Genomic DNA, 20587 nt, shown 5'->3' on the forward strand with positions numbered 1-20587 from the left:
TAAGAGATTTTGGATGTACGAGGCAAGAATTTGTTGGATTTCGAATAAAGATTTTGGCAGCTCAAACATTGGCTAAAGGTTATCTTTATGTCGTTTGTGATTCCTACCCATGGCAGGCGCAGAGCCCATCTGCACCTCCCTTGGCAAGATGTCCTCTTTCCCCGCGTTTCCCCCCGCTGCATGAGACTCCCAACCCTTCTGGCCACGGCCGTACTCCTCGTCTTCTCTCAAGTCCACGCCGCCCAGCGGCCCAACGTCCTCTTCATGATGGCGGACGATTTGAACAACAGCCTCGGGTGCTATGGGCATCCGCTGGTCAAGACGCCGAATCTGGACAAGCTGGCCGCGCGGGGCGTGCGCTTTCAAAATGCCAACTGCCAGTTTCCGCTCTGCGGACCGAGCCGGAACTCCATGCTGACGGGCCTTTACCCGAACAGCACCGGAATCCTGGGGAACTCCCAGCTTTTTCGGCAGACCATCCCCAATGCGGTCAGTCTGCCGCAGGCATTCCGGCGGGACGGCTACTTTGCGGCACGTATCGGAAAACTTTACCACTATGGAGTGCCTAACTCGATCGGTACCAACGGCCACGATGACCCCTCCTCCTGGGAACTGGAACTCAATCCCGCAGGCTGTGACCGCTTGGTGGAGCCTCCAGACATCTTCTCCCTCCTGCCTGGAAACTTCGGCGGTACCCTGAGCTGGTATGCCTCTCCACGACCGGATGAAAAACACACCGACGGCCTGCAGGCCAAGGATGCGGAGTGGGTACTCGAACGCTGCGCGAAAGAGAAAGATCGACCCTTTTTCCTGGCCCTCGGTTTCTTCCGTCCGCACACGCCTTATGTCTCACCTGAGACATGGTTCAAGGGCTATCCGAAGGATCAAATGCCCGTGGTTCAGGGCATCAAGGAAGACCAGGCCGACCTGCCTGCGCCCGCTTTGGGCAGCTACAAGAAAGAGCAGGATAATCTGACCGATGACCTGCGACGCCAGGCGGTGCAGGCCTACTTTTCCGCCATCAGCTTCATGGATGCCCAGGCGGGCAAGGTGCTGGACGCGCTGGACCGCCTGGGGCTCGCGGAAAACACCATCGTGGTGTTTACCAGCGACCATGGATACCATCTGGGTGAACACGGGCTGTGGCAGAAGCAGAGCATCTTTGAAGAAAGCGCGCGGGTGCCGCTGCTCATTGCCGCTCCAGGAATGAAGAAGGGGGTGGTGGCCAGCAGTCCGGTGGGCCTCATCGATCTCTACCCCACGCTGACCGAACTCTGCGGCGTGAAGGCGCCCGCGAATCTGCAGGGCCAGAGCCTGGTGCCCATGCTGAAGGACCCGGAGGTCAAAGGACGCGGCTGGGTGCTGAGCCAGGTGGTGCGCGGCGGCGGCTTCAAACGCATGGGCGCCAGTCCGGCCAAGGGGGACGATGGCAAACGTTTCTTTGGCTACGCGCTGCGCACCGACCGCTGGCGCTACATCGAGTGGGATGAAGGCAAGGCAGGGAAGGAGTTGTACGATCACGAAAAAGATCCCAAGGAGCTGACCAATCTGGCTGACAAACCCGAGCAGGCTGAAGTGCAGGCGAAACTGGCGGAGCAGCTTCATGGCATCGTGAAGACCACCTTCCCCGCCGACGGCAAAACACCGGAGATCGCGAAGGGCAATGCAATGTACACGCCCGAACTGGTGGATCCCCAGGGTGGCAAGGCGACCAAGGAATAAGGAATCTGACTCATGAAATCTCTTCTCTGCCTCCTTGCGTCATTCGTCGTCCTGCACTCAGCCTCCGCTGCCGCACCGAACATCGTTCTGATCAACATCGACGATCTCGGCTATGCGGACATCGGCCCCTTCGGTGCAAAGATGCCCACGCCCAATCTCGACCGCATGGCGAAGGAGGGCATGAAACTGATGAGCCACTATGCGGCGCCGGTGTGCACGCCCTCGCGTGCGGCGATGATGACCGGCTGCTATCCGAAGCGGGTGCTGCCGGTGCCTCATGTGCTCTTTCCCGCAGCCGCCGTGGGCCTCAGCCCGAGCGCAACCACCGTGGCCGAGGTGCTGAAAGGCGCGGACTATGCCACGGCGTGCATTGGCAAATGGCACCTGGGAGACCAGCCGGAGTTTCTGCCCACCAACCAGGGGTTCGAGAGCTACTTTGGCATTCCTTATTCGAATGACATGGGGCCTGCGTCCGAAGGTTCCAAAAGCAATCCGGACAAACCTCTGCCGAAGGGAAATCCGAAAGCGGGTGCCGGCAAGGGCAAAGGTGACGCCGAACCGGAGACGGGCCTCAAAGGCAATGCGCAGCCACCGCTGCCGCTGGTGGAAAATCACAATGTGGTTGAGCGTGTGAAAGCCGCGCAGCAGCATACTTTCACCCGCCGCTACACAGAGCGCGCGGTGAAGTTCATCAAGGAGCATCAGAAGAAGCCTTTCTTTCTCTACCTCCCGCACAATGCGGTGCACTTCCCGCATTATCCGCACCAGGACTTCATGGGCAAATCAGGCCTCAGTCTGCAGAAGGACTGGGCGATGGAGGTGGACTGGTCGGTGGGACAGGTGCTGGACACACTGCGTGAGTTGAAGCTGGATGCGAACACGCTGGTGATCTTCACCAGTGACAATGGCGGGCCATTGAATCAGGGTGCGGACAATACACCGCTGCGTGGCAGCAAGGGCAGCACGCTGGAAGGCGGCATCCGCGTGTGCACGATCGCGTGGTGGCCGGGGAAGATTGCTGCGGGATCGAAGACGAATGAGATCACGGCGCACATGGACTGGCTGCCCACGTTTGGAACGCTGGCGCGCTGCAAGAGCGTGGGTGAGCTGAAGCTCGATGGCAAAGACATCTCACCGATTCTGCTGGGGCAGAAGGAGGCCGCGGGGCATGATGTGTTTTATTATTATGCTGGCTTCAACCTGCAGGCGGTGCGCAGCGGATCGTGGAAGCTGCAGCTGGGCAAGAATGAATTGTACAACCTTGATGAGGACATCGGCGAGGCGAAGAATGTGGCGGCGGAGCATGCGGACATCGTGGCGCAGCTGCAGAAACATGCGGAGGCGATGAAAGCGGATCTGGGAGACAAGACGAAGGATGCGCCGGGTGTACGTGAGCTGGGGCGGGTGGCGAATCCGCAGCCGTTGATCGGTGCGGACGGGACGGTTCGGGAAGGTTTTAACAAGATTGCGAAGACACTGCCATGAAGACGACAATGCTGTTTTTGATGCTGGCCACGGCCGTTTTTTCGGCTGAAGCACCGCTTTTGAAAGATGACTTTCTTGTGTCGGATTCCGCAATGCGGCGGGCGGCGCGGGGGCCCTGGAAGTTTGTGGAGGGCAGCGCGGTCTGCACCCAGGATGATGCGCTTTTTAAGAAAAACAAGGATCATGGACCCATCCTTTTCTATGACCTGGCTTACACGGATGCTTTCATCCATTTCGCGGTGAAGCGGGATGAGGCGAACAAGATGATCATTTTCACGGCCAATGGGGCTGACGGGCATGTTTTCCGGCTGGTTTTCACGCCGGCGGGAATGGGGGTGCGGGCGTTTCCGCCGGAGCAGAAGGACCACAAGTCGATCTCGCTGGGGAATGAGAAGGCGGTGGTGCTGAAGCCGGGGGCGTGGACGAAGGTGAGCGTGGAGCTGCGAGGGACGAAGGCGACGGTGAAGGTGGGGGACTTCAGCAAGGTGTATGAGCATGCCTCGATCGCCCGGGCGAAGACGAACCTGAGCGTGGGATTCAGCTATGGGACCGTGAGTGTGACGGAGATGGTGGTGGACAAGTAGGTGGAGGGCTGGCGCAAAAAGAGCAGCGCACAGTCTTTGTGCGTTGTGAGTGAATGCGAATGCCCAGATGCCGCACAGGGGACTGTGCGGACTACTTTACAACCCGCCGAGCTTGCAGATGTGGTCCCAGTGTTTGGCTTCCACGGGGGTGATGGAGAGGCGGTTGCCGCGGCGGAGGATGAGCATGTCTGCGAGCTTGGGGTCGGCGCGGAGCATGTCGAGGGTGACGAAGGTTTTGAAGTCGGCCTCCCATTTGACGTCCACCATGAGCCAGCGGGGGTCTTCGTGCTTGCTGCCTTTGTCGAAGTATTCGGAGGAGGGGTCGAACTGGGTGGGGTCGGGGTAGGCTTCCTTGACGATTTTGACGATGCCGGCGATGCCGGGGACGTCGCAGCTGGAGTGGTAGAAGAAGCCGAGGTCTCCGAGGGACATGTCGTCGCGCATCATGTTGCGGACCTGGTAGTTGCGGACGCCGTTCCAGGGTTCCGTCTTTTTGGGGCGCTTCTTGAGGTGGTCGAAGGAGAAGACGTCGGGTTCGGATTTGAGGAGCCAGTGGTGCATGGGATTTGAACCACGGAATACACGGAATACACGGAAAGGGAATGAGAACTTAAGGTCCCCTAGAGCTGATTCGACGAGCAGACTGAGTTTTACAACGCAGCTCTGGAGCAGAGCGGAAGCAGCCGAAGGCAAATTAGAAGACCGCAGAGAATACCTTTGAGATCGGGCCTCTGCGGCTTCCATGCGCACACATGCGGGATGATCCGTTGTGTTATACAATGATGAGGCGGTGGGCTGGTCATTGATCGCGCTCGACACTTACGCATCTTTTGCGAAGATCTATGCTGACCATGGGCCGAACTGACCAGTTGTATTCGAGACTTGAAGCTTTGGAAGAGGAGTTTGAGGTGTCGCTGCGAACGGAGTTTGAGAAAATCGCCGGAGGAAGTTATTCCGGTTTTCTTTCTCGAAAAAATTCACTCCTTATCTGGGGTCGAAGATGGCTGTCGCGTGAAGTTGCGCTTTTGGAACGCTTAGAAACAGACATCAGGCAATTGAGGATCCAACTGTTTGCGTCTGATCAAGACGGAGTGCTGGGGATTCTGAGCGAGTACCTGACGATGACTGCAACCTCCGATGCGCACGGAGGCAGGGCTCACGCTGCGAGGACCGTATTGAAGGAGTGGGATTCGCTTAAACCGTGATCAGCCGGTTGCGGGCGGTGATGGGCCAGCGTTCGGTGGTTTTGGCGGAGTCGATGATGTAGGCTTCGCCGTGCATGGAGACGGTGGGGCAGACGTGTTTGGGGATGCCGTGGAGGGCCTGGCCGATGGTGAATTCGTGGGCGCGCTCGGTTTCGAGGACGAGGTGTTCTTCGCTCTGCATCACGGGGATGGCGTCGGGGAGTTCCTCGAAGCGGACGCGGGGATGGGGCTGCTCGGGGGCGACGGACTTGTGGCCGAGGTCGAGGGTGATGCGGTTTTTGCCGGGCTTGCTGATGACGCGGGCGAGGAGGACGGCGGCGGGCTGGAAGGGAAGGTCCTGGGGATATTTATCTCCATAGCCGAAGTCCCAGAGAACGGTGGTGCCGGGGCTGAGGGTGCGGTCTTCGTAAGAGGCGTGGATGCCAAAGGTGGGGGAGCCACCGGCGACGAGTTCTTTGACGATGATGCCTTCTCCCTGCAGGCGACAGCGGAACTGGAGGACGGGGGCGAAGGCGGCATCGCAGCGCTCGCGGCGGACGTCGAGACTTTCGTCATGGATGTGGCCGTCGTAGGCGTGGATGCCGCGGAACTGGAGGCGGGGGGTGTCCTTGATGATGTGGGCGAGGCGGACGGCGGCGTCTCCAGGGACGATGCCGGTGCGGCCCATGCCGCAGTCGATTTCGATATAGACGCCAAGGGTGACATTGTGCTGCTGGGCGGCGGAGGCGAGGAAGGCGACGGTTTCCTCGGCATCGGCGATGCTGGAGAACTGGGTGTCGGGGAACTTGACGGCGAGGTCTCCGAGGCGCTGGGCATTGATGCCGACGCAGGGCATGGCGACGAGGACGTCTGTGGCGCCGACGGCGGCGCACATCTCGGCCTCGGCAATGGTGGAGGTTTTGAAGGTGGTGATGCCGAGGCGGATCTGCATGGCGATGACCTCCGCAGTCTTGTGGGTCTTGACGTGGGGGCGGAGGCGTTTGGGGCTGCCGGCGATCTGGATCATGAGTGCCAGATTGTGCTCGATGCGCCTGCGGTAGAAGAGGAGCGCGGGGGACGGGATGTCAGCTTCGTTTTCGACGTGGAACCAGGCGGGATGCATGAGGGAGAAAGTGGTGAGGACGGGGGGGGTGGTCAAATGCGGGCGTTGGGAGGATCTTGCGGAGAGAAGAGCGGAACGGGGGAGCCGGTTGTTTCACCTCATTGAACGGGGCGGTTTTCTCCTCATGCGGCGGGCGGCGGTGCTGATCTGGCGCGGCGGGATTTGAAGAGGTGTGAGATTCCCCCGATGATGGCGAGGAGATAAATGAAGGCCGCGGGGAGGAGGAGGGTGCGGGTGCTGGCTTTGTCCTCGATGATGATGGCGAAGAGCGAGGGATTCCGCGGCCATGATTTGCGGACGAGGTACGGGAGGGGCGTTTTGCGCAGGACGCCCTGGAGCTCGTCTGCCTGGGCGAGCTTCTGGAGGCGGTCGGGGCTGGTTTTGAGCACGACCATGGTGTCCGGAGAGGGCCATGAGGCGGGGGCGAAGGGAATGTAAAGCTCCTCGGATGAGCCGCTGGACTGCAGGCTGGATGCCTGGTCGAGTTTGAGATCCGGGAGCTGGCGCCTGTCGAGCGTGATGTTTTGCGGGATGAACCCGGCCTGGCGCACTGCGGTGTCAAAAGAGGCGCCTTCGAGCTGGGTGCCGCCGGTGCCGACCAACCATGCGGTGAGGGCGAAGTGAGCGAGAACGAGCAGACCGGGGATTCCAAAGCCGATCAGCTTTGCCGCTCCGCCCGCGGAGGTGAAGGACAACTGAAGGATGATGGCAGGAGCGAAAAAGAGAAGGAACGTGAGGATGAAGGTGAGCTTCTGCATGTAGCTGTCCATGATGGCCATCTGCGCGGAGACGACCCAGGAGTAGGGGCCCCACTCCGCCCAAAGAGAGAAGGCAAAAGTGCCGACGAGGAGGATGAAACCCAGGGCGGAGAGAAGAGCTTTGATGGACATGAGGATTTTCTAGAGGTTTTCCATGGAGACGTCAATGGAGCGCGGGGGGGGCTGGCGCGTGAGTCATCTCATGGGTCGTTGGAAAAGAAGTCTTCATGGCAGCATCGCGCAGATGCCTCACCACTCCTGCCTTTCCACAACCCAAGGACGGCGCACCTTTTTGAGCGCCTGCGGCGTCGTGGACCCATAACCACGGACCCGACGCAGCGGTTCCCTGCCAGCCCTGCAGCATACTTCCCGAGGGGTGGCAGGAGATGCGCTGTGCACGTCCCTGGAATCCTCGTCCCGGCTTGGGCTGCATCCACATCGCATGCCCGTTCTCAAAGGATCGTGGCATCACTGAGAGCCGCGGGGTTCTGGGGACAATTCTCCAGACTCAGAAGCCGGCTGAAGCCGGTGCTACAATGCGGCACTGGAAGAGCCGATGGGTGGGGCTTGCGAAGAGGCGAAGGCGTGCGATGGGAAGGGGTACATGACTTTTCTCGACAAACTGAACCAACGCATCTCGAAGACCGGATCCAACCTTTGTGTGGGGCTGGATGTGAGGGCGGAAAACGCGGAGGAGGCGACGAAGCGGTGGATTCTGGACGTGATCGCGCAGACGGCGCCGTATGCGGCGGCGTTCAAGCCGAACTCGGCGTACTTTGAGGCGCTGGGGTGGCGGGGGATGAAGATGCTGGAGGAGATTTTGCAGGAGATCCCGAAGGAGATTCCGGTGGTGCTGGATGTGAAGCGCGGGGACATCGGCGAGACGCAGGGGTATTATGCGAAGGCGTGCTTTGAGGCGATGAACGTGGACGCGGTGACGCTGAATGCGTACATGGGGCGGGACACGCTGGAGCCGTTTTTGAAATACACGGACAAGGGGCTGTACCTGCTGGGGGTGACTTCCAACGCGGGGGCGAAGGACATCGAGCTGCAGCGGACGGGGGAGCGGCAGGTGTATGAAATCGTGGCGGGAATGACCGCGGGGCACCCGCAGGCGGGGCTGGTGGTGGGGCTGACGAATGCGGCGCCGGATGTGCTGAACCACATCCCGGATGTGCCGCTGCTGATCCCTGGACTGGGGGCGCAGGGTGGAGACCTGGCGGCGCTGAAGGGCAGCGGGCGGAAGGCGCCGCTGCTGGTGAATGTCTCCCGCGGGGTTCTGTATCAAAAGGATGAGCTGAGTTTTGCGGCGCGGGCGGAGTTTTGGATGCGTCAAATCCAGAATGCGCTTAACTGACTTTTTCATTTTTAAGAATGACAAAATCGGAACGCGGATGCCGCTTGATTGAAGCGGAATCGAGGGGATGGATAGCGGCACCTCCTCCTCATTGACCGCTCCCATGGTTTTCGATCTCAGCGAGCACCTCAAAACCCCCTTTCAGCGGCGCATCTACCGTCTGCTGGGTCCTGCCGTGGAGACGGCGCTGGGGCTGCGCGGTTTTGAGGCGTGCTACCAGGAGTCGGCGCGGCTGTTCAAGGACCACCCGCAGCACCCGAATGTGTTTGCGTGGTTTGATTCGGTGGCGCATGCGCTGAAGCTGCAGGAGGAGGTGGATCTGCCGGCGGAGTTTGTGTTTCCGAAGCAGGGGCCGCTGATCATCGTGGCGAATCATCCGTTTGGGGTGATCGACCCGGTGATGCTGGCGCGCTGGGCGGGGCAGTTCCGGCCGGACCTGAAGGTGATGACGAACTCCCTGATGCTGGCGATGAAGGAGCTGAAGGAGCATGTGATTCCGGTGGACCCCTTTGGCGGGGAAGGCGCGGCGAAGCGCAACATGGGGCCGATGAAGGAGGCGATCCGCCTGCTGCGCGGCGGCGGCACGCTGATCATCTTTCCTGCCGGCGAAGTGGCCTCCTACAAGCCGGGGCGCGGGCTGGATGAGCCGGCATGGAGCAACCATGTGGGGTCCCTGGTTCGGCGCACGCAGGCGACGGTGCTGCCGGTTTATTTTCCGGGGTCCAACAGCGCGCTGTTTCATGCGGCGGGGATGATCCACCCGCGGCTGCGAACGAGCCTGCTGCTGCGGGAGTTCTGCAACCGGGCGAACACGCCGGTGCCGATGAGGGTGGGGCAGCCGATCCCGTATTCGCGGCTGAAGAAATTTGAGGATGATGAGTCGCTGACACGCTACCTGCGGATTCACACGTTTGTGTTACATCAACGTGGCAAAGAGCAGGCGGCCAAACTGACGGTGAAGGGCGAAACGCTGAGCATCACGCCTCCGTCTGAAAACCAGCAAGCCCACATGGTGGATGAGATCGACCGGCTGCGCGCCCGCGGGGGCCGCCTGGTCGGTCAGGGGAACCTGTCTGTGTATCAGGCGCACTCGCATGAGATTCCGGTGCTGTTGCCGGAGATCGGGCGGCTGCGTGAGATCACCTTCCGAGAGGTGGGGGAAGGGACGGGCAACGAGATCGACCTGGACAAGTACGACCGCTACTATGAGCACCTCATTCTGTGGGATGAGGAGAAGGAGCAGGTGGCGGGGGCGTACCGCCTGGGGCGTGCGGATGTGATTTTGCGGGAGTATGGCTCGAAGGGGCTGTACACGAGCACTCTGTTCCGGTTTGAGAAGCCGTTTCTGGCGAACCTGGAGCACGCGGTGGAGATGGGGCGGAGCTTCATCATCAAGGCGTACCAGAGGAACCTGGCGTCGCTGCCGCTGCTGTGGAAGGGGATCGCGCACTGGATCGCGCGGAATCCGCACTACAAGAAGCTGTTTGGGCCGGTGAGCATCAGCAAGGACTACAGCAGCCTGTCGCGGAAGATGATCGTGGAGTTTTTGCAGGACAACCGGATGCACCCGCACCTGGCGAGCTTTGTGAAGGCGCGCAATCCGTTCCGGTACATGCGGACGCGGCGGATGATGCGGGAGTTCATCAGCGCGGACCTGCAGAATGTGGATGACTGCTCGGCGCTGATCTCGAGCCTGGAGACGGACGGGAAGGGCATCCCGATCCTGCTGAAGCACTACCTGAAGCTGAATGCGACGCTGCTGAGCTTCAACGTGGACAAGGATTTTTCGTCGGTGGTGGACGGGCTGATCATGGTGGACTTCACGGACATCGACGAGAGGCTGCTGGCGAAGTACATGGGGGAGGAGAACTGCCGGACGTATCTGGCGAACATCAAGAAGGAAGCGGCGTAAAGCCGGTGCGCGCGGGGGAGGCCTCTCACTCTCAACTCAGAGGGCGCAAGCGCAACTGGCGCAGGGTGTAAAAGGAAGCGGCTGACTCGGGCATGCGGCGCGCGCCATGCTTGCGTTTTGGGTCGAAATGATCGCGGTGAGTGTCGAAGATCTCTTCGACGAATTCTTTGCTGCCGAGGACGAGGCCATCGGTGAAGTAACGCACGCGGAGGCGAACGAGCTCGGCGGGGCTGAGCTTGCCTTTGGCGGCGAGCACGGCGCGGGCGGACTCGGGCGTGATGCCGCGGCGCATGACGGTTTTGTTCTGGGCATCGCGCACCTCGCGGCCCTCATCGTGGAGCAGGCAGCGGTAGGCTTCGGCCACGCCGGCGCTCTTCCAGCCGTCCACGGGTTTGCCGAGGGCTTTGCACAGGCCGCGCTGGGCCCGGCGGCTGCCGCTCAGCGCCTCGGCGTAGCCACACCAGCGGTAGTCCTTGGGGTCTTTGCACAGGCCGGCACGGACGGGGTTGAGATCGATGTAGGCGGCCATGGTGCGGAGGGGCTCGCCTTTGCCTTCGACGAGTACGCTTTTGAAGCGATCCATCCAGAGGGTGCCGCGGCGGGAGTGGCGCTTGTTGTACCAGCGGCTGAAACGCTCTTTGATTTCTTTGACGAAGAGGGAGAGATCGCAGAAGCGTTTTTTGAGGGCTTCGATGCGCTGCGTGGCGAGGATGGTCAGGCCGCGGGAGCGGAGGTCGGAGAGCTCATCGCGCAGGAGGCCAAGGTAGGCGCGGCTGTAGAGAATTTGAAGATGATCGAAGAGTTTTGCCTCGCCGTCAGGCCCCTCGAAGCGCTGGAGCCAGGTCTGGCGATGGGGGACCTCGGCGAGGAGGTGGAAGTGATTGCTCATGAGGCAGTAGGTGACGACCTTGATGCCGGAGAACTCCGCCATGCGCCAGATGACACGGCGGAGGGCTTCTTTTTCGATGTCGTCGAAATGAACCTCGCCGCCGCAGGTGCGTGACATGACGTGGTAGCAGTAGGATTCCAGGGGACCTTTGCCAAGGATGCGGTGGCGGCCACCGGACCAGGAGCGCGCGCCGGGATAGAGGTCGGTTTTGGCATTCACGCCGACAAGCTGCTCTTCGAGCGGGGGCGACTGGGGATGAGGGGATTGGGCGGGGCGCATGGGGCGGAAGATGGAAGGAAACGTGGCGGGGGCAATAACTAAATGCCTGGCATTATTAACGTCGGTGGTGGACGGGCTGATCATGGTGGACTTCACGGACATCGACGAGAGGCTGCTGGCGAAGTACATGGGGGAGGAGAACTGCCGGACGTATCTGGCGAACATCAAGAAGGAAGCGGCTTGAGGGGGGGGGGGGGGGGATGCGTCGGCGGGGCGGGGGGGGATGCGGCGGCGGGGCGGGGGGGGATGCGGCGGCGGGGCGGCGGGGCGGTGAGGCGCTGCTGGAGGGCGCGGTGGGGGAAGGAGGCGCTGGCTTTGCTCTCCGGAGCGGGGATGCGTGTTTTCCAGGGGTGGCGCTCGCTACGCGAGCTGACCCATATCTACCGGCTGTGATCCCTCCGGGATCATGGAACACGCCGCGATGTGTGCTCTCGTGAAACTCGGGGGAGCGCCATCTTGTTTGAAGAGCGATGAGGTGCGCTAAAATTCTGGACCAGGGAACAAGGGACAAGCACCATGAAGCCCGTGAAGAGAAAATGCTGCAGCAATGATTTCAAAGACCGTGCCCTGGCACTGGTAGTCCTTGGCAAGTGTGCCTGAAGTGTGAGGGGACGCTCGGCGGAGGCTGGGGACCAGAGTCCCTACCCCGAAAAAAAGAAGCGGCCTGAGGACAGGCCGCTTCGTGAGGGGGGTGAGTTATTGCGCTGCGACTGGTTTACTTGTGGGTGCCGTTGGTGGCTTCGAGCTCGGGCTCGATGAGGCCGTAGTCGCCGTCTTTGCGGCGGAAGAGGAGGGCGAGACGGTGGGTCTGCTGATTGTGGAAGATGACGAAGGGGCGGTCGCTGATTTCGAGATCCATGATGGCTTCGTCGGCATAGAGGGGGCGGATCTTGTACTTCTCCTTGTGCACGTAGGAGGGCTCGATGTGCTCCTCTTCGGTGTGGAGGACTTCCTGATGGAAGACGTGCTCCTCGATGTGGCGGATGGAGCCTTCACCGCGGGGGCGGTGGTTGCGCAGGAGGCGGGTCTTGTACTTGCGCATGCGCCGGGCGATCTTGGCGACGCTTTCGTCGATGGAGGCATAGATGTCCTCGGTGACGGACTTCACTTCAATGACGATGTGGTCGGCGCAGAAGAGGATGATTTCAGCGATGTGGCGGTGATGGTTCTGAACGTCGAGGACGACCTTGGCCTCGATGATGCGGGGGTAGTCAAGGTGGAGACCTTCGATCTTCTTATGGGCGTAATCGCGGATCGCATCGGTGACGTCCATGTGACGTGCGGTGACGATGATGGGGAGGTTGACGTTGTGTTTTTGCATGGTGGTTCTCCTTTTTTGGTTGGACTAAATTTACATGGTAAACCCCTCGCCGAGGTAAAGGCGGCGGGCTTCTTCATCATTGACGAGAAAATCTTTGCTGCCGTGGCGGCGCACGCGGCCTTCGAAGATGAGGTAGGCGCGGTCCACGATGTTGAGGGTCTCACGGACGTTGTGGTCGGTGATGAGGATGGCGAGGCCGGCGCTGCGGAGCATGCGGATGATCTCCTGGATCTCGCTGACGGCGATGGGGTCAACACCGCTGAAGGGCTCATCGAGCATGAGGAGCTTCGGCGAGGTGACGAGGGAGCGGGCGATGGTGAGGCGGCGCTTTTCGCCACCGCTGAGGGTGATGGCGAGATTGTCCGCGACGTGGTCGATGCCGAATTTTTCCATCAGGGACTGGGTCTGCTCCTCGCGTTCAGCCTTGGTGTAGGGCTGGGTCTCCATGACGCCCATGATGTTTTCGCGGACGGTGAGACGGCGGAAGATGGACTCCTCCTGGGGAAGGTAGCCCATGCCGAGGCGTGAGCGCATGTACATGGGCTTGTTGGTGGCGTCCTGGCCGTCAAAGGTGACCTTGCCGCCGTTTGGCTGGACGAGGCCGACGATCATGTAGAAAGTGGTGGTCTTGCCGGCGCCGTTCGGGCCGAGGAGGCCGACGATCTCGCCGCTTTTGACTTCGATATCGACGCCATTGACGACGGCGCGGCCGTCATAGACTTTTTTCAGGCCTTCGGTGTGGAGGAGGGTGTTTTCGTCCGGGATGATGGGCTCGGGGTGGCCGGGATCGGGATGGGAGAAGGCGGCGGGATCAGGGCCGGTGAGGGGCGGCGGCGGAGCTGCAAGTCCGAGGGAGGGCAGGGAGTCCCCGTCCGCGGCATCATTCTTCGATCTTTTCTTTCGCGGAGCCATGTTCACTGCGGTGCGGGTGCGGGCGCGGCCTGGCCGTTTCTGCGGGGCGTGACGTCGTCTCCTTGAAGAATGATCGTCTCATGCCCACCGGTGGTGGTCAGCTTGCCATTCTTTTCGATGACCATGACGCAGCCTGCCTCGGTGGCCTTGTGAAGCTGGTTGCCAGCCTGGACCTGGGGCCATTCGAGGAGGGTGGTGCGCTCGGTTTTGCCGTCGTAAATGAGGTGTTTGCAACGGCCGATCTGAAGTTCGCCGTCCTCGGAGGTTTTCTCGATGGTGACCATGGGGCCGCGCGCGTCTGCCTTTTCAATGGGCGGGGCGGAACTGCCGGTCTTTTTCGGGGCGGCGAGGATGTCCGCGTCCTTGGGGGCAGGGCCGGTTTTTTTGGGTTTGGAGGCGCCGAGGACGCCGCCCTCCTGCTTTTTCATGAAGAGCTCGAGCTCCTCGCACTCGATGTACATCTGAGGGTGGCGGGCCTTCACGTCTCCGGTGTAGATGCCGTAGCTGTTGTCCGGGTCAAAGAAGGCGCTTTTTTGAGCGGTGATGTCAATCTGGTTTTTAGTTGCCTTGGGGGCTTCGTCGAGGTTCAGAGCCTGCAAGGGTTTTGGCTGGGGACCGACGGGAGGAGGCGGGGGAGGAGGCGTCTCGACGACGGCGATGGCGGGTGAGGAGGGGCCCGCCGCAGGTGTGGTGGCGGCGGGCATGGTGCCGGCGGCGGCAGGGGCGGGAGTGCTGGAAGAGCCGCCCTGGATGACGGACTGCGCGGCCTGGAGGGCTTTCTGACGCATCTCGGCGCTTTCAGGGGAGAGGAGGAGGTCCTTGGCCTTGTCTTTAATTTCGTCAGGGACTTCCTTGATGGCACTCTTGGCGGCATCGAGGGCCTTGGCCTTGGTGTCAGCATCGACCTTCTTTTTGCGGAAATCGAAGAGGGGACGGGTGCCGCCGGTAGCGCCGCCAGGGCCCTGGGCCAACGCACCGGCGCTGCCGAGGAGCAGGGCGATGAACAGAATGGAGGAGGTCTTCATGTCACTGGGTGGGGCGTGATTCAGAGGGGGGAGGTACGTCGCCGCTAAGAGCGCCGCTGTCAAAGATGACCATGTGGATGTTTCCTGTCATCCGTCCCTGATTTTTTGCGGTGTCGAAGATGAGGCTGTCGCCCTCGATGATGAAGTCGGAGCGGCTGACGCGGCTGCGGTCCGCGCTGCGGAGGACGCCGCCAGCCATGTGATAGAAGGCGGTCTTGAGGTCGATGCGGACGTCGTTTTTGGCATCGGGGTTGAACATCTGCACGACGAGGTTTTCGGCGTAGATGCGGTCGTCGTCCACGCGGCGGATGACGTCTGCGGTGATGAGGGAGGTACGGCGGCCGGTGGCGTCAAAGGAGGGGATGACGGCGCCTTTGTTGACAGCGCCGAGGGGAACCATCTGCATGAAGGCGGCGATGCCGGGGTCCGGCGCCGGCTGCTGGGCCGCGGAGACGAACATGGCCAGGCCAGCCAGCACGCCGAGCATGATGGAAACTGTGAGCCTGCGGCGGTACAGGAACTCAAGTGATGTCGCGAACGAGGCCATGAATCTTGCGCAAGGTTTCCACGACAGAGGCAATGTCCGAAAGGGGGATTTGATTGGGGCCGTCTGAGAAGGCGTGGGCGGGGTCCGGGTGGGTCTCCATGAAGACGCCGTCGCAGCCGGTGGCGACGGCGGCGCGGGCGAGGACGGGTGCGAGCTTGCCATCTCCACCGGTGGCGGTGCCGAGGCCGCCGGGGCGCTGGACGCTGTGGGTGGCATCCATGACGGCGCGGTAGCCGAGCTCACGCATCCAGTAGAGGGAGCGCATGTCGGCGACGAGGTTGTTGTAGCCGAAGGTGGTGCCGCGCTCGGTGAACATGAAGTTTTTGCAGCCGGCGCTGGAGAGTTTTTCGGCGATGTTGCGGACGTCCCAGGGGGCCATGAACTGCCCTTTTTTGACATTCACGGCGCGGCCGGTTTCGCCGGCGGCGAGAATGAGATCGGTCTGGCGGCAGAGGAAGGCGGGGATCTGGAGGAGATCGATGTGCGCGGCGGCCTGCTTTGCCTCCTCAACGGTGTGGACGTCTGTGGTGACGGGGACGCCGAGCTTCGCGCCGATCTGGGCGAGGAGCCTGCAGCCGGCCTCGCAGCCGAGGCCGCGGTAGGAGGAGATGGCGCTGCGGTTGGCCTTGTCGTAGGAGGCTTTGAAGATCCAGCGCCAGCCGTGCTGCCGAGCCATGGCACCGAGTTTTTCAGCGACGTCCCAGATGAATTCTTCACTCTCGATGACGCAGGGGCCAAGTATGAACACTGGTTCCGTGCCATCCATCGACACCGACCCTATTTTCACCACCGGAAGAGAGAAAAGCCCCATAAAACTTAAAATTGATCCTGCGAGCTTTGCTCCAGAATCGGTTTTGAGTTCTCCAACCCCGTTGCTCGGCCCGGTGAAAATGTAGCGGGCGGGGTGAAGATGACAATGGGAGATTCGGGGATCGAGGGGCTTTTTGTGACGACCGGGGGGGCGCTGGCAGCCGAGAGGCCTGGGGTCGTGGAGAGCCCGGCACCCTGAGGGGGGCGAACGCGACCCTCCTCTCCCCCCCCTGCCCCCCTGAAAGGCGCGAGGGGTATGCGCTGGGGTGGTGGCTGCGGGTTTTTGGGAAACTGGCGCAGGGGATGGGGACGCCCGAAAGCGGCGGTGAACTTGGCGTGCTCCGGGGACGCAGGCGCGTGATTTGGGTGCGGGGTCTGCGGGGGCAGCGGCCAGCTTTGGAGGGCTGCTAGGTGTTCTTTGGAATCCAATCACCCTCGCGGTAGTCGAGGGGTTTCTCTTTATCCGTGTCGTGTTCCAGTTTGATGGGCTGGAAGCCGCTGCAACCGGGGAGCATCAAAAGAAGGGCGGTGAGGGCGAGGAGAAACAGGGATGGTTTCATGGCGGGCGGAAGATGAGCGGCACTGCCAAAGGAGCAAGCTAACAAATAAGGGGGATGAAAACCCTTCATGCGGGGGGCGCAGTGAGGGCTTGACCATGCCGCCACACGCCGTCAGCATCCGGGCACCATGACCCGCTCCTCCATCGCCTTTGCTTTTGCCGCCCTCACAACCACCGCCATCGCCGGGGAAAATTTTCTGGTGTACTTTGGTACGAACGGCAATGCGAAGAACGGGAGCAAGGGGATCTATGTGGCGAGGTTTAACACGGCGACGGGTGAACTGACGCAGCCGAAGCTGGCGGTGGAGGCGGGAGCGCCGGGCTTCCTCTCGATCCACCCGTCCAAGAAGTACCTGTATGCGAGCACGGAGGTGACGCTGGCGGACGGGAAGAAGGGCGGAGGGATCAGCGCCTTCAGCATCGACAAGAGCAGCGGGAAGCTGACGCTGATCAACCAGGCGGCGACGGCGGGGGCGGGGCCGTGCCATGTGAATGTGGACAAGACGGGGAAGCTGGCGGCGGTGGCGAACTATGGGAGCGGCAGCATCGGCTCGTTTGCGATCAAGGAGGATGGGTCAGTCTCGCCGGAGGTGAGCTTTTTCCAGCATGAGGGGAGCGGCGCGGATCCGAAGCGGCAGGCGGGGCCGCATGCGCACTCGGTGAACTTCAGTCCGGACAACCGCTTTGCCTTCGCGTGTGACCTGGGGCTGGACAAGGTGCTTATTTATAAGACTGAGCCGGCGACGGGGAAGCTGACGCCGAATGATCCGGCCTTTGCGAAGACGCCGGCGGGCGGCGGGCCGCGGCACCTGGCGTTTCACCCCAGCGGAAAGTACGTTTTTGTGAACAATGAGATGGGCATGAGCGAGACGGTGTTCTCTTATGATGCGGAGAAGGGTGCGCTGACGGAGATCCAGACGATTTCCACGCTGCCGGAGGCGGACCGGGGCAAGACGGGGTACAGCACGGCGGAGACGGTGGTGCACCCGAACGGGCGGACGGTGTATGTGAGCAACCGGACGCATGACACGATCGCAGTGTTTGGGTGCGATCCGGCGACGGGGAAGCTGACGGCGCTGGAGTATGTGCCGGTGGAGGGCGAGGTGCCGCGGAACATCTGCCTGGACCCGACTGGCAAGTGGCTGGTGGCGGCGCACCAGAACAGCGGGACGGCGGCGCTTTTCAAGGTGGACCAGGACAGCGGGAAGCTGAGCTATACCGGCACGAAGGTGAATGTGCCGGGGAGCATCTGCGTGCGGTTCCTGGCGCTTGATTAACCTGCCGCAGGCTTTACTCTGACGACCCCCCAAAACCCCTCCAGATTATGACCCAACTCGACCAGCTCAAGAAGCACACTGTGGTGGTCGCCGACACCGGCGACTTTGAAGCCATGAAGGCGTACAAGCCTCAGGACGCCACGACGAACCCGTCCCTCATCCTCCAGGCTTCGCAGAAGGCGGAGTACAAGGCTCTCTTCGACAAGGCGGTGACGGATGGCAAGTCCGGCGGCGTGGAAGTGGTGATGGACAAGCTGGTGGTGGCCTTTGGCCTGGAGATTCTCAAAATCGTGCCCGGCCGTGTCTCGACGGAAGTGGATGCGCGGCTGTCGTTTGACACGCAGGGGAACATCGAGAAGGCGCGGCATCTGATCAGCATGTATGAGAAGGCTGGGATCGGCCGTGAGCGCATTTTGATCAAGATCGCCTCCACGTGGGAAGGCATCAAGGCGGCGGAAGTGCTGCAGAAAGAGGGCATCAACTGCAACCTGACGCTGCTGTTCAGCCTGGCGCAGGCGGTGGCGTGCGCGGAAGGCGGGATCAAGCTGATTTCTCCGTTCGTGGGCCGCATCCTGGACTGGTACAAGAAGAGCACGGGCAAGGACTACGCGCCGACGGAAGACCCGGGGGTGCAGTCGGTGACGCAGATCTACAACTACTACAAGCACTTTGGGTACAAGACCGAGGTGATGGGCGCGAGCTTCCGCAACAAGGGGGAGATCACGGAACTGGCGGGCTGCGATTTGCTGACGATCAGCCCCGCGCTGCTGGGCGAGCTGGCGGGGAGCGAGGAGGCGCTGACGCAGAAGCTGAACGCTGAGAACGCGAAGTCGCTGAAGATCGAGAAGATCGGCAGTGATGAGAAGACCTTCCGCTGGCTGTTCAATGAAGATGCGATGGCGACGGAGAAGACGGCCGAGGGCATCCGCAACTTTGCGAAGGACATCGTGAAGCTGGAGACGATGGTGGAGAAGGCGATTGGCTGAGGTTTGGCCGAAAGAGGAGAAAAGGTGAAAAAATCGGGGGCTGCGGTCTCTGATTTTTTCCTTTTTTGATCCCGGTGGCGTATCCCATTTTCTTTTCTTTATGCTGACCAAGCGCATTATTCCCTGTCTGGACGTGAAGGAAGGCCGTGTCGTGAAAGGCACGAAGTTTCTGCAACTGCGTGATGCGGGGGATCCGGTGGAGTGTGCGCAGGTGTACAATGCGCAGGGGGCGGATGAGCTGGTGTTTCTGGACATCACGGCGAGCCATGAGGAGCGCAAGACGATGGTGGATGTGGTGGCACGCACTGCGGCGAGCTGCTTCATGCCGCTGACGGTGGGCGGGGGCATCCGGACGGTGGCTGACATGCGGGAGATGCTGCTGGCGGGCGCGGACAAGGTGGGGATCAACACGGCGGCGGTGAAGACGCCTCACGTTATTGATGAGGCGGCGAATGCGTTTGGGTGCCAGTGCCTGGTGGTGGCGATCGATGCGAAGCGGAACGACCGGGGGTCGTGGACGGTGTATACCCATGGCGGGCGGAATGCGACGGAGCTGGATGCGGTGGAGTGGGCGGCTGAGGTGTGCCGGCGCGGCGCGGGTGAGATTTTGCTGACGAGCATGGACTCCGACGGGACGAAGGCGGGCTATGACATCGGCCTGACGAAGGCGGTGAGCGAGGCGGTGACGATCCCGGTGATCGCGAGCGGTGGTGCGGGGAATCTGGATCACATGGTGGATGTCTTGAGAGATGGGAAGGCGGATGCGGTGCTGGCGGCGAGCATTTTCCACTTTGGGGAGTACACGGTGGGGGATGTGAAGAAGTACCTGGGTGCGCACGGGGTGCCGGTGAGGATGTAGGGCGGTGGGGGGAGATGAGGTAGAAAGATTAGGGGTAGAAAAATTTTCGGAGGGGTGAGGCAGGTGAAAGGGGTGGGTGTTTTCGGTTTTGCCGCAGAGGGGCGGAGAGGCAGAGGGAGCAGAGGGGGGAGGCGTGTGGTTTTTTAGCAAGGGAATGGGGGAGCAAGGGGATTGGGGTGATGCGGTTTTTTGAGGGCGGTTTTTTGGAGGTAGAAAGATTAGGGGTAGAAAAATTTTCGGAGGGTTGGGGGGAATTTGGGGCGTTGGTTTTTTGGCAATGGAATGGGGTGGGGATTTTTGGAGGGCGGTGCTTGCGAAAGCAGGCGGATGCCGCATCTTTTCCCATGAGCGCGTCCACGGCCGACCTGGACCCACGAGAGCTGCGCCCGCTGCTGCACCAGAAACTGGATGCCTTCAGCGACAGTGCGATTGCCGCTGTGAATGATCTGCTCATCGAATTCGAGCGCCGCTGGTTGTTTGCCCAAATGAGTGAAGAAGCCGAAAGCGACCGCCTGGCAGGCAAGCATGATCCGGCATTGATCGAGCAGGCCGTGCGTGCGCACCGCAGCAAGCACCCCTACGGCTGAACATGCGCGTGGTTCTGGATACCAACGTGATGCTGCAGGCACGCGCCGCAGGGCATCCTTACCACAGCATCCTGCAGGCGTGGATGAACCTCAGGTTTTCGCTGGTCGTGAGCACGGAGATCATGCTGGAGGTCTTTATGGCAACCTCGCGCAGACGCCTCGCAGCTCCCGTCTTTCCACGCCCCAAGGACGGCGCACCTTTTTGGGTGCCTGCGCCGACATAGACCCATAACTACGGACCCGACGCAGCGGTTCCCTACCAGCCGCGGGGCACGCTACGCGCAGGGTGGTAGGGATGCGCTGTGCGCGTCCGCAGAGTCCTCGTCCCAGCGTGGACTGCATCCACATCGCATGCCCCCTTTTCAAAAGCTTGTTTCCCAGCGCATCGCGCCATGGCCTTGCCGAAAGCTT

The 20587-nt window shown here is 61.4% G+C and carries 21 protein-coding genes; 11 read left to right on the forward strand and 10 right to left on the reverse strand.

All coding sequences use genetic code 11. The annotated features are described in order from the left end of the window. Window positions 1-180: 180 nt before the first annotated feature. Genes ACILSQ_RS00435 through ACILSQ_RS00445 form a run of 3 tightly spaced genes read left to right on the forward strand, consistent with a single transcriptional unit; the run spans window position 181 to window position 3791 of the window. On the forward strand, window positions 181-1722 hold the full coding sequence (locus tag ACILSQ_RS00435) for a sulfatase (RefSeq protein ID WP_395741590.1): 1542 nt from the start codon (window positions 181-183) through the stop codon (window positions 1720-1722). Between the two features lie 12 nt (window positions 1723-1734). Further along, a complete protein-coding gene (locus ACILSQ_RS00440; RefSeq protein ID WP_395741591.1) occupies window positions 1735-3207 on the forward strand; it encodes a sulfatase in 1473 nt (490 codons plus the stop codon). Continuing rightward, window positions 3204-3791: a hypothetical protein gene (locus ACILSQ_RS00445; protein ID WP_395741592.1), complete on the forward strand. Its 588-nt coding sequence runs from the start codon at window positions 3204-3206 to the stop codon at window positions 3789-3791. Before ACILSQ_RS00440 ends, ACILSQ_RS00445 begins: the two co-directional genes overlap by 4 nt. A gap of 96 nt (window positions 3792-3887) precedes the next feature. On the opposite strand, the gene ACILSQ_RS00450 is transcribed toward ACILSQ_RS00445, so the two are convergent. Further along, complete coding sequence (locus ACILSQ_RS00450; RefSeq protein WP_395741593.1) at window positions 3888-4352, reverse strand: EVE domain-containing protein; 465 nt, start codon at window positions 4350-4352, stop codon at window positions 3888-3890. A gap of 290 nt (window positions 4353-4642) precedes the next feature. Between ACILSQ_RS00450 and ACILSQ_RS00455 the strand changes: the two genes are divergently transcribed. Further along, window positions 4643-4996, forward strand: a complete 354-nt coding sequence (locus ACILSQ_RS00455; RefSeq protein ID WP_395741594.1) for a hypothetical protein — start codon at window positions 4643-4645, stop codon at window positions 4994-4996. Here ACILSQ_RS00455 and ACILSQ_RS00460 read toward each other — a convergent pair. Beyond that, entirely contained in the window at window positions 4986-6098 is a 1113-nt protein-coding gene (locus tag ACILSQ_RS00460; RefSeq protein ID WP_395741595.1) for a D-TA family PLP-dependent enzyme, read from the reverse strand. The two genes, ACILSQ_RS00455 and ACILSQ_RS00460, sit on opposite strands and share 11 nt — an antisense overlap. Window positions 6099-6220: 122 nt before the next feature. After that, window positions 6221-6988 carry a hypothetical protein gene (locus tag ACILSQ_RS00465; RefSeq protein WP_395741596.1) on the reverse strand — a complete coding sequence of 256 codons (768 nt, stop codon included), beginning with the start codon at window positions 6986-6988 and terminating at the stop codon, window positions 6221-6223. Between the two features lie 472 nt (window positions 6989-7460). Between ACILSQ_RS00465 and pyrF the strand changes: the two genes are divergently transcribed. Beyond that, complete coding sequence (gene pyrF, locus ACILSQ_RS00470) at window positions 7461-8213, forward strand: orotidine-5'-phosphate decarboxylase (protein ID WP_395741597.1); 753 nt, start codon at window positions 7461-7463, stop codon at window positions 8211-8213. A 103-nt stretch (window positions 8214-8316) separates the two neighbouring features. Then, on the forward strand, window positions 8317-10125 hold the full coding sequence (locus tag ACILSQ_RS00475; RefSeq protein ID WP_395741598.1) for a lysophospholipid acyltransferase family protein: 1809 nt from the start codon (window positions 8317-8319) through the stop codon (window positions 10123-10125). A 31-nt stretch (window positions 10126-10156) separates the two neighbouring features. Here ACILSQ_RS00475 and ACILSQ_RS00480 read toward each other — a convergent pair whose 3' ends face one another. From ACILSQ_RS00480 to ACILSQ_RS00510, 7 genes are all read right to left on the reverse strand, one after another. Next, on the reverse strand, window positions 10157-11293 hold the full coding sequence (locus tag ACILSQ_RS00480; RefSeq protein WP_395741599.1) for a transposase: 1137 nt from the start codon (window positions 11291-11293) through the stop codon (window positions 10157-10159). Window positions 11294-12008: 715 nt separating this feature from the next. Continuing rightward, complete coding sequence (gene hpf, locus ACILSQ_RS00485; RefSeq protein WP_395741600.1) at window positions 12009-12614, reverse strand: ribosome hibernation-promoting factor, HPF/YfiA family; 606 nt, start codon at window positions 12612-12614, stop codon at window positions 12009-12011. A 30-nt stretch (window positions 12615-12644) separates the two neighbouring features. Then, window positions 12645-13526 carry an LPS export ABC transporter ATP-binding protein gene (gene lptB, locus ACILSQ_RS00490; RefSeq protein WP_395741601.1) on the reverse strand — a complete coding sequence of 294 codons (882 nt, stop codon included), beginning with the start codon at window positions 13524-13526 and terminating at the stop codon, window positions 12645-12647. 2 nt (window positions 13527-13528) lie between these two features. Then, complete coding sequence (locus tag ACILSQ_RS00495) at window positions 13529-14551, reverse strand: LptA/OstA family protein (RefSeq protein WP_395741602.1); 1023 nt, start codon at window positions 14549-14551, stop codon at window positions 13529-13531. Window position 14552: 1 nt separating this feature from the next. Then, window positions 14553-15098, reverse strand: a complete 546-nt coding sequence (locus tag ACILSQ_RS00500; protein ID WP_395741603.1) for a hypothetical protein — start codon at window positions 15096-15098, stop codon at window positions 14553-14555. Further along, complete coding sequence (gene kdsA, locus ACILSQ_RS00505) at window positions 15073-15909, reverse strand: 3-deoxy-8-phosphooctulonate synthase (protein WP_395741604.1); 837 nt, start codon at window positions 15907-15909, stop codon at window positions 15073-15075. The genes ACILSQ_RS00500 and kdsA overlap by 26 nt, the downstream gene beginning before the upstream one ends. Before the next feature lie 406 nt (window positions 15910-16315). Further along, on the reverse strand, window positions 16316-16468 hold the full coding sequence (locus ACILSQ_RS00510; RefSeq protein ID WP_395741605.1) for a hypothetical protein: 153 nt from the start codon (window positions 16466-16468) through the stop codon (window positions 16316-16318). Between the two features lie 127 nt (window positions 16469-16595). Between ACILSQ_RS00510 and ACILSQ_RS00515 the strand changes: the two genes are divergently transcribed. From ACILSQ_RS00515 to ACILSQ_RS00535, 5 genes are all read left to right on the forward strand, one after another. Beyond that, entirely contained in the window at window positions 16596-17744 is a 1149-nt protein-coding gene (locus ACILSQ_RS00515) for a lactonase family protein (RefSeq protein WP_395741606.1), read from the forward strand. 47 nt (window positions 17745-17791) lie between these two features. Next, the gene (tal, locus tag ACILSQ_RS00520; protein WP_395741607.1) at window positions 17792-18730 is read left to right on the forward strand and encodes a transaldolase; all 939 of its coding nucleotides are present in this window, start codon (window positions 17792-17794) and stop codon (window positions 18728-18730) included. A 100-nt stretch (window positions 18731-18830) separates the two neighbouring features. Beyond that, window positions 18831-19589, forward strand: coding sequence for an imidazole glycerol phosphate synthase subunit HisF (gene hisF, locus ACILSQ_RS00525; protein ID WP_395741608.1), 759 nt, complete (start codon window positions 18831-18833; stop codon window positions 19587-19589). A gap of 344 nt (window positions 19590-19933) precedes the next feature. After that, window positions 19934-20176 (forward strand): hypothetical protein, encoded by a 243-nt coding sequence (locus tag ACILSQ_RS00530; protein WP_395741609.1) that lies wholly within the window; start codon window positions 19934-19936, stop codon window positions 20174-20176. A 2-nt stretch (window positions 20177-20178) separates the two neighbouring features. Then, window positions 20179-20400 (forward strand): PIN domain-containing protein, encoded by a 222-nt coding sequence (locus tag ACILSQ_RS00535; RefSeq protein WP_395741610.1) that lies wholly within the window; start codon window positions 20179-20181, stop codon window positions 20398-20400. Window positions 20401-20587: the final 187 nt, after the last annotated feature.

The sequence above is a fragment of the Prosthecobacter sp. genome, from assembly GCF_044227185.1.
Classification (GTDB): domain Bacteria; phylum Verrucomicrobiota; class Verrucomicrobiia; order Verrucomicrobiales; family Verrucomicrobiaceae; genus Prosthecobacter.

Bases quoted from the DNA above. Each gene is read 5' to 3' on its own strand.
- ACILSQ_RS00475 (WP_395741598.1), top strand. From the start codon at position 8,317: ATGGTTTTCGATCTCAGCGAGCACCTCAAAACCCCCTTTCAGCGGCGC.
- ACILSQ_RS00530 (WP_395741609.1), top strand. From the start codon at position 19,934: ATGAGCGCGTCCACGGCCGACCTGGACCCACGAGAGCTGCGCCCGCTG.
- ACILSQ_RS00465 (WP_395741596.1), bottom strand. From the start codon at position 6,988: ATGTCCATCAAAGCTCTTCTCTCCGCCCTGGGTTTCATCCTCCTCGTC.
- ACILSQ_RS00445 (WP_395741592.1), top strand. From the start codon at position 3,204: ATGAAGACGACAATGCTGTTTTTGATGCTGGCCACGGCCGTTTTTTCG.
- ACILSQ_RS00440 (WP_395741591.1), top strand. From the start codon at position 1,735: ATGAAATCTCTTCTCTGCCTCCTTGCGTCATTCGTCGTCCTGCACTCA.
- tal (WP_395741607.1), top strand. From the start codon at position 17,792: ATGACCCAACTCGACCAGCTCAAGAAGCACACTGTGGTGGTCGCCGAC.
- lptB (WP_395741601.1), bottom strand. From the start codon at position 13,526: ATGGCTCCGCGAAAGAAAAGATCGAAGAATGATGCCGCGGACGGGGAC.
- ACILSQ_RS00495 (WP_395741602.1), bottom strand. From the start codon at position 14,551: ATGAAGACCTCCTCCATTCTGTTCATCGCCCTGCTCCTCGGCAGCGCC.
- ACILSQ_RS00455 (WP_395741594.1), top strand. From the start codon at position 4,643: ATGGGCCGAACTGACCAGTTGTATTCGAGACTTGAAGCTTTGGAAGAG.
- ACILSQ_RS00450 (WP_395741593.1), bottom strand. From the start codon at position 4,352: ATGCACCACTGGCTCCTCAAATCCGAACCCGACGTCTTCTCCTTCGAC.
- ACILSQ_RS00435 (WP_395741590.1), top strand. From the start codon at position 181: ATGAGACTCCCAACCCTTCTGGCCACGGCCGTACTCCTCGTCTTCTCT.
- ACILSQ_RS00500 (WP_395741603.1), bottom strand. From the start codon at position 15,098: ATGGCCTCGTTCGCGACATCACTTGAGTTCCTGTACCGCCGCAGGCTC.
- hisF (WP_395741608.1), top strand. From the start codon at position 18,831: ATGCTGACCAAGCGCATTATTCCCTGTCTGGACGTGAAGGAAGGCCGT.
- ACILSQ_RS00480 (WP_395741599.1), bottom strand. From the start codon at position 11,293: ATGCGCCCCGCCCAATCCCCTCATCCCCAGTCGCCCCCGCTCGAAGAG.
- ACILSQ_RS00515 (WP_395741606.1), top strand. From the start codon at position 16,596: ATGACCCGCTCCTCCATCGCCTTTGCTTTTGCCGCCCTCACAACCACC.
- ACILSQ_RS00460 (WP_395741595.1), bottom strand. From the start codon at position 6,098: ATGCATCCCGCCTGGTTCCACGTCGAAAACGAAGCTGACATCCCGTCC.
- kdsA (WP_395741604.1), bottom strand. From the start codon at position 15,909: ATGGGGCTTTTCTCTCTTCCGGTGGTGAAAATAGGGTCGGTGTCGATG.
- hpf (WP_395741600.1), bottom strand. From the start codon at position 12,614: ATGCAAAAACACAACGTCAACCTCCCCATCATCGTCACCGCACGTCAC.
- ACILSQ_RS00535 (WP_395741610.1), top strand. From the start codon at position 20,179: ATGCGCGTGGTTCTGGATACCAACGTGATGCTGCAGGCACGCGCCGCA.
- pyrF (WP_395741597.1), top strand. From the start codon at position 7,461: ATGACTTTTCTCGACAAACTGAACCAACGCATCTCGAAGACCGGATCC.
- ACILSQ_RS00510 (WP_395741605.1), bottom strand. From the start codon at position 16,468: ATGAAACCATCCCTGTTTCTCCTCGCCCTCACCGCCCTTCTTTTGATG.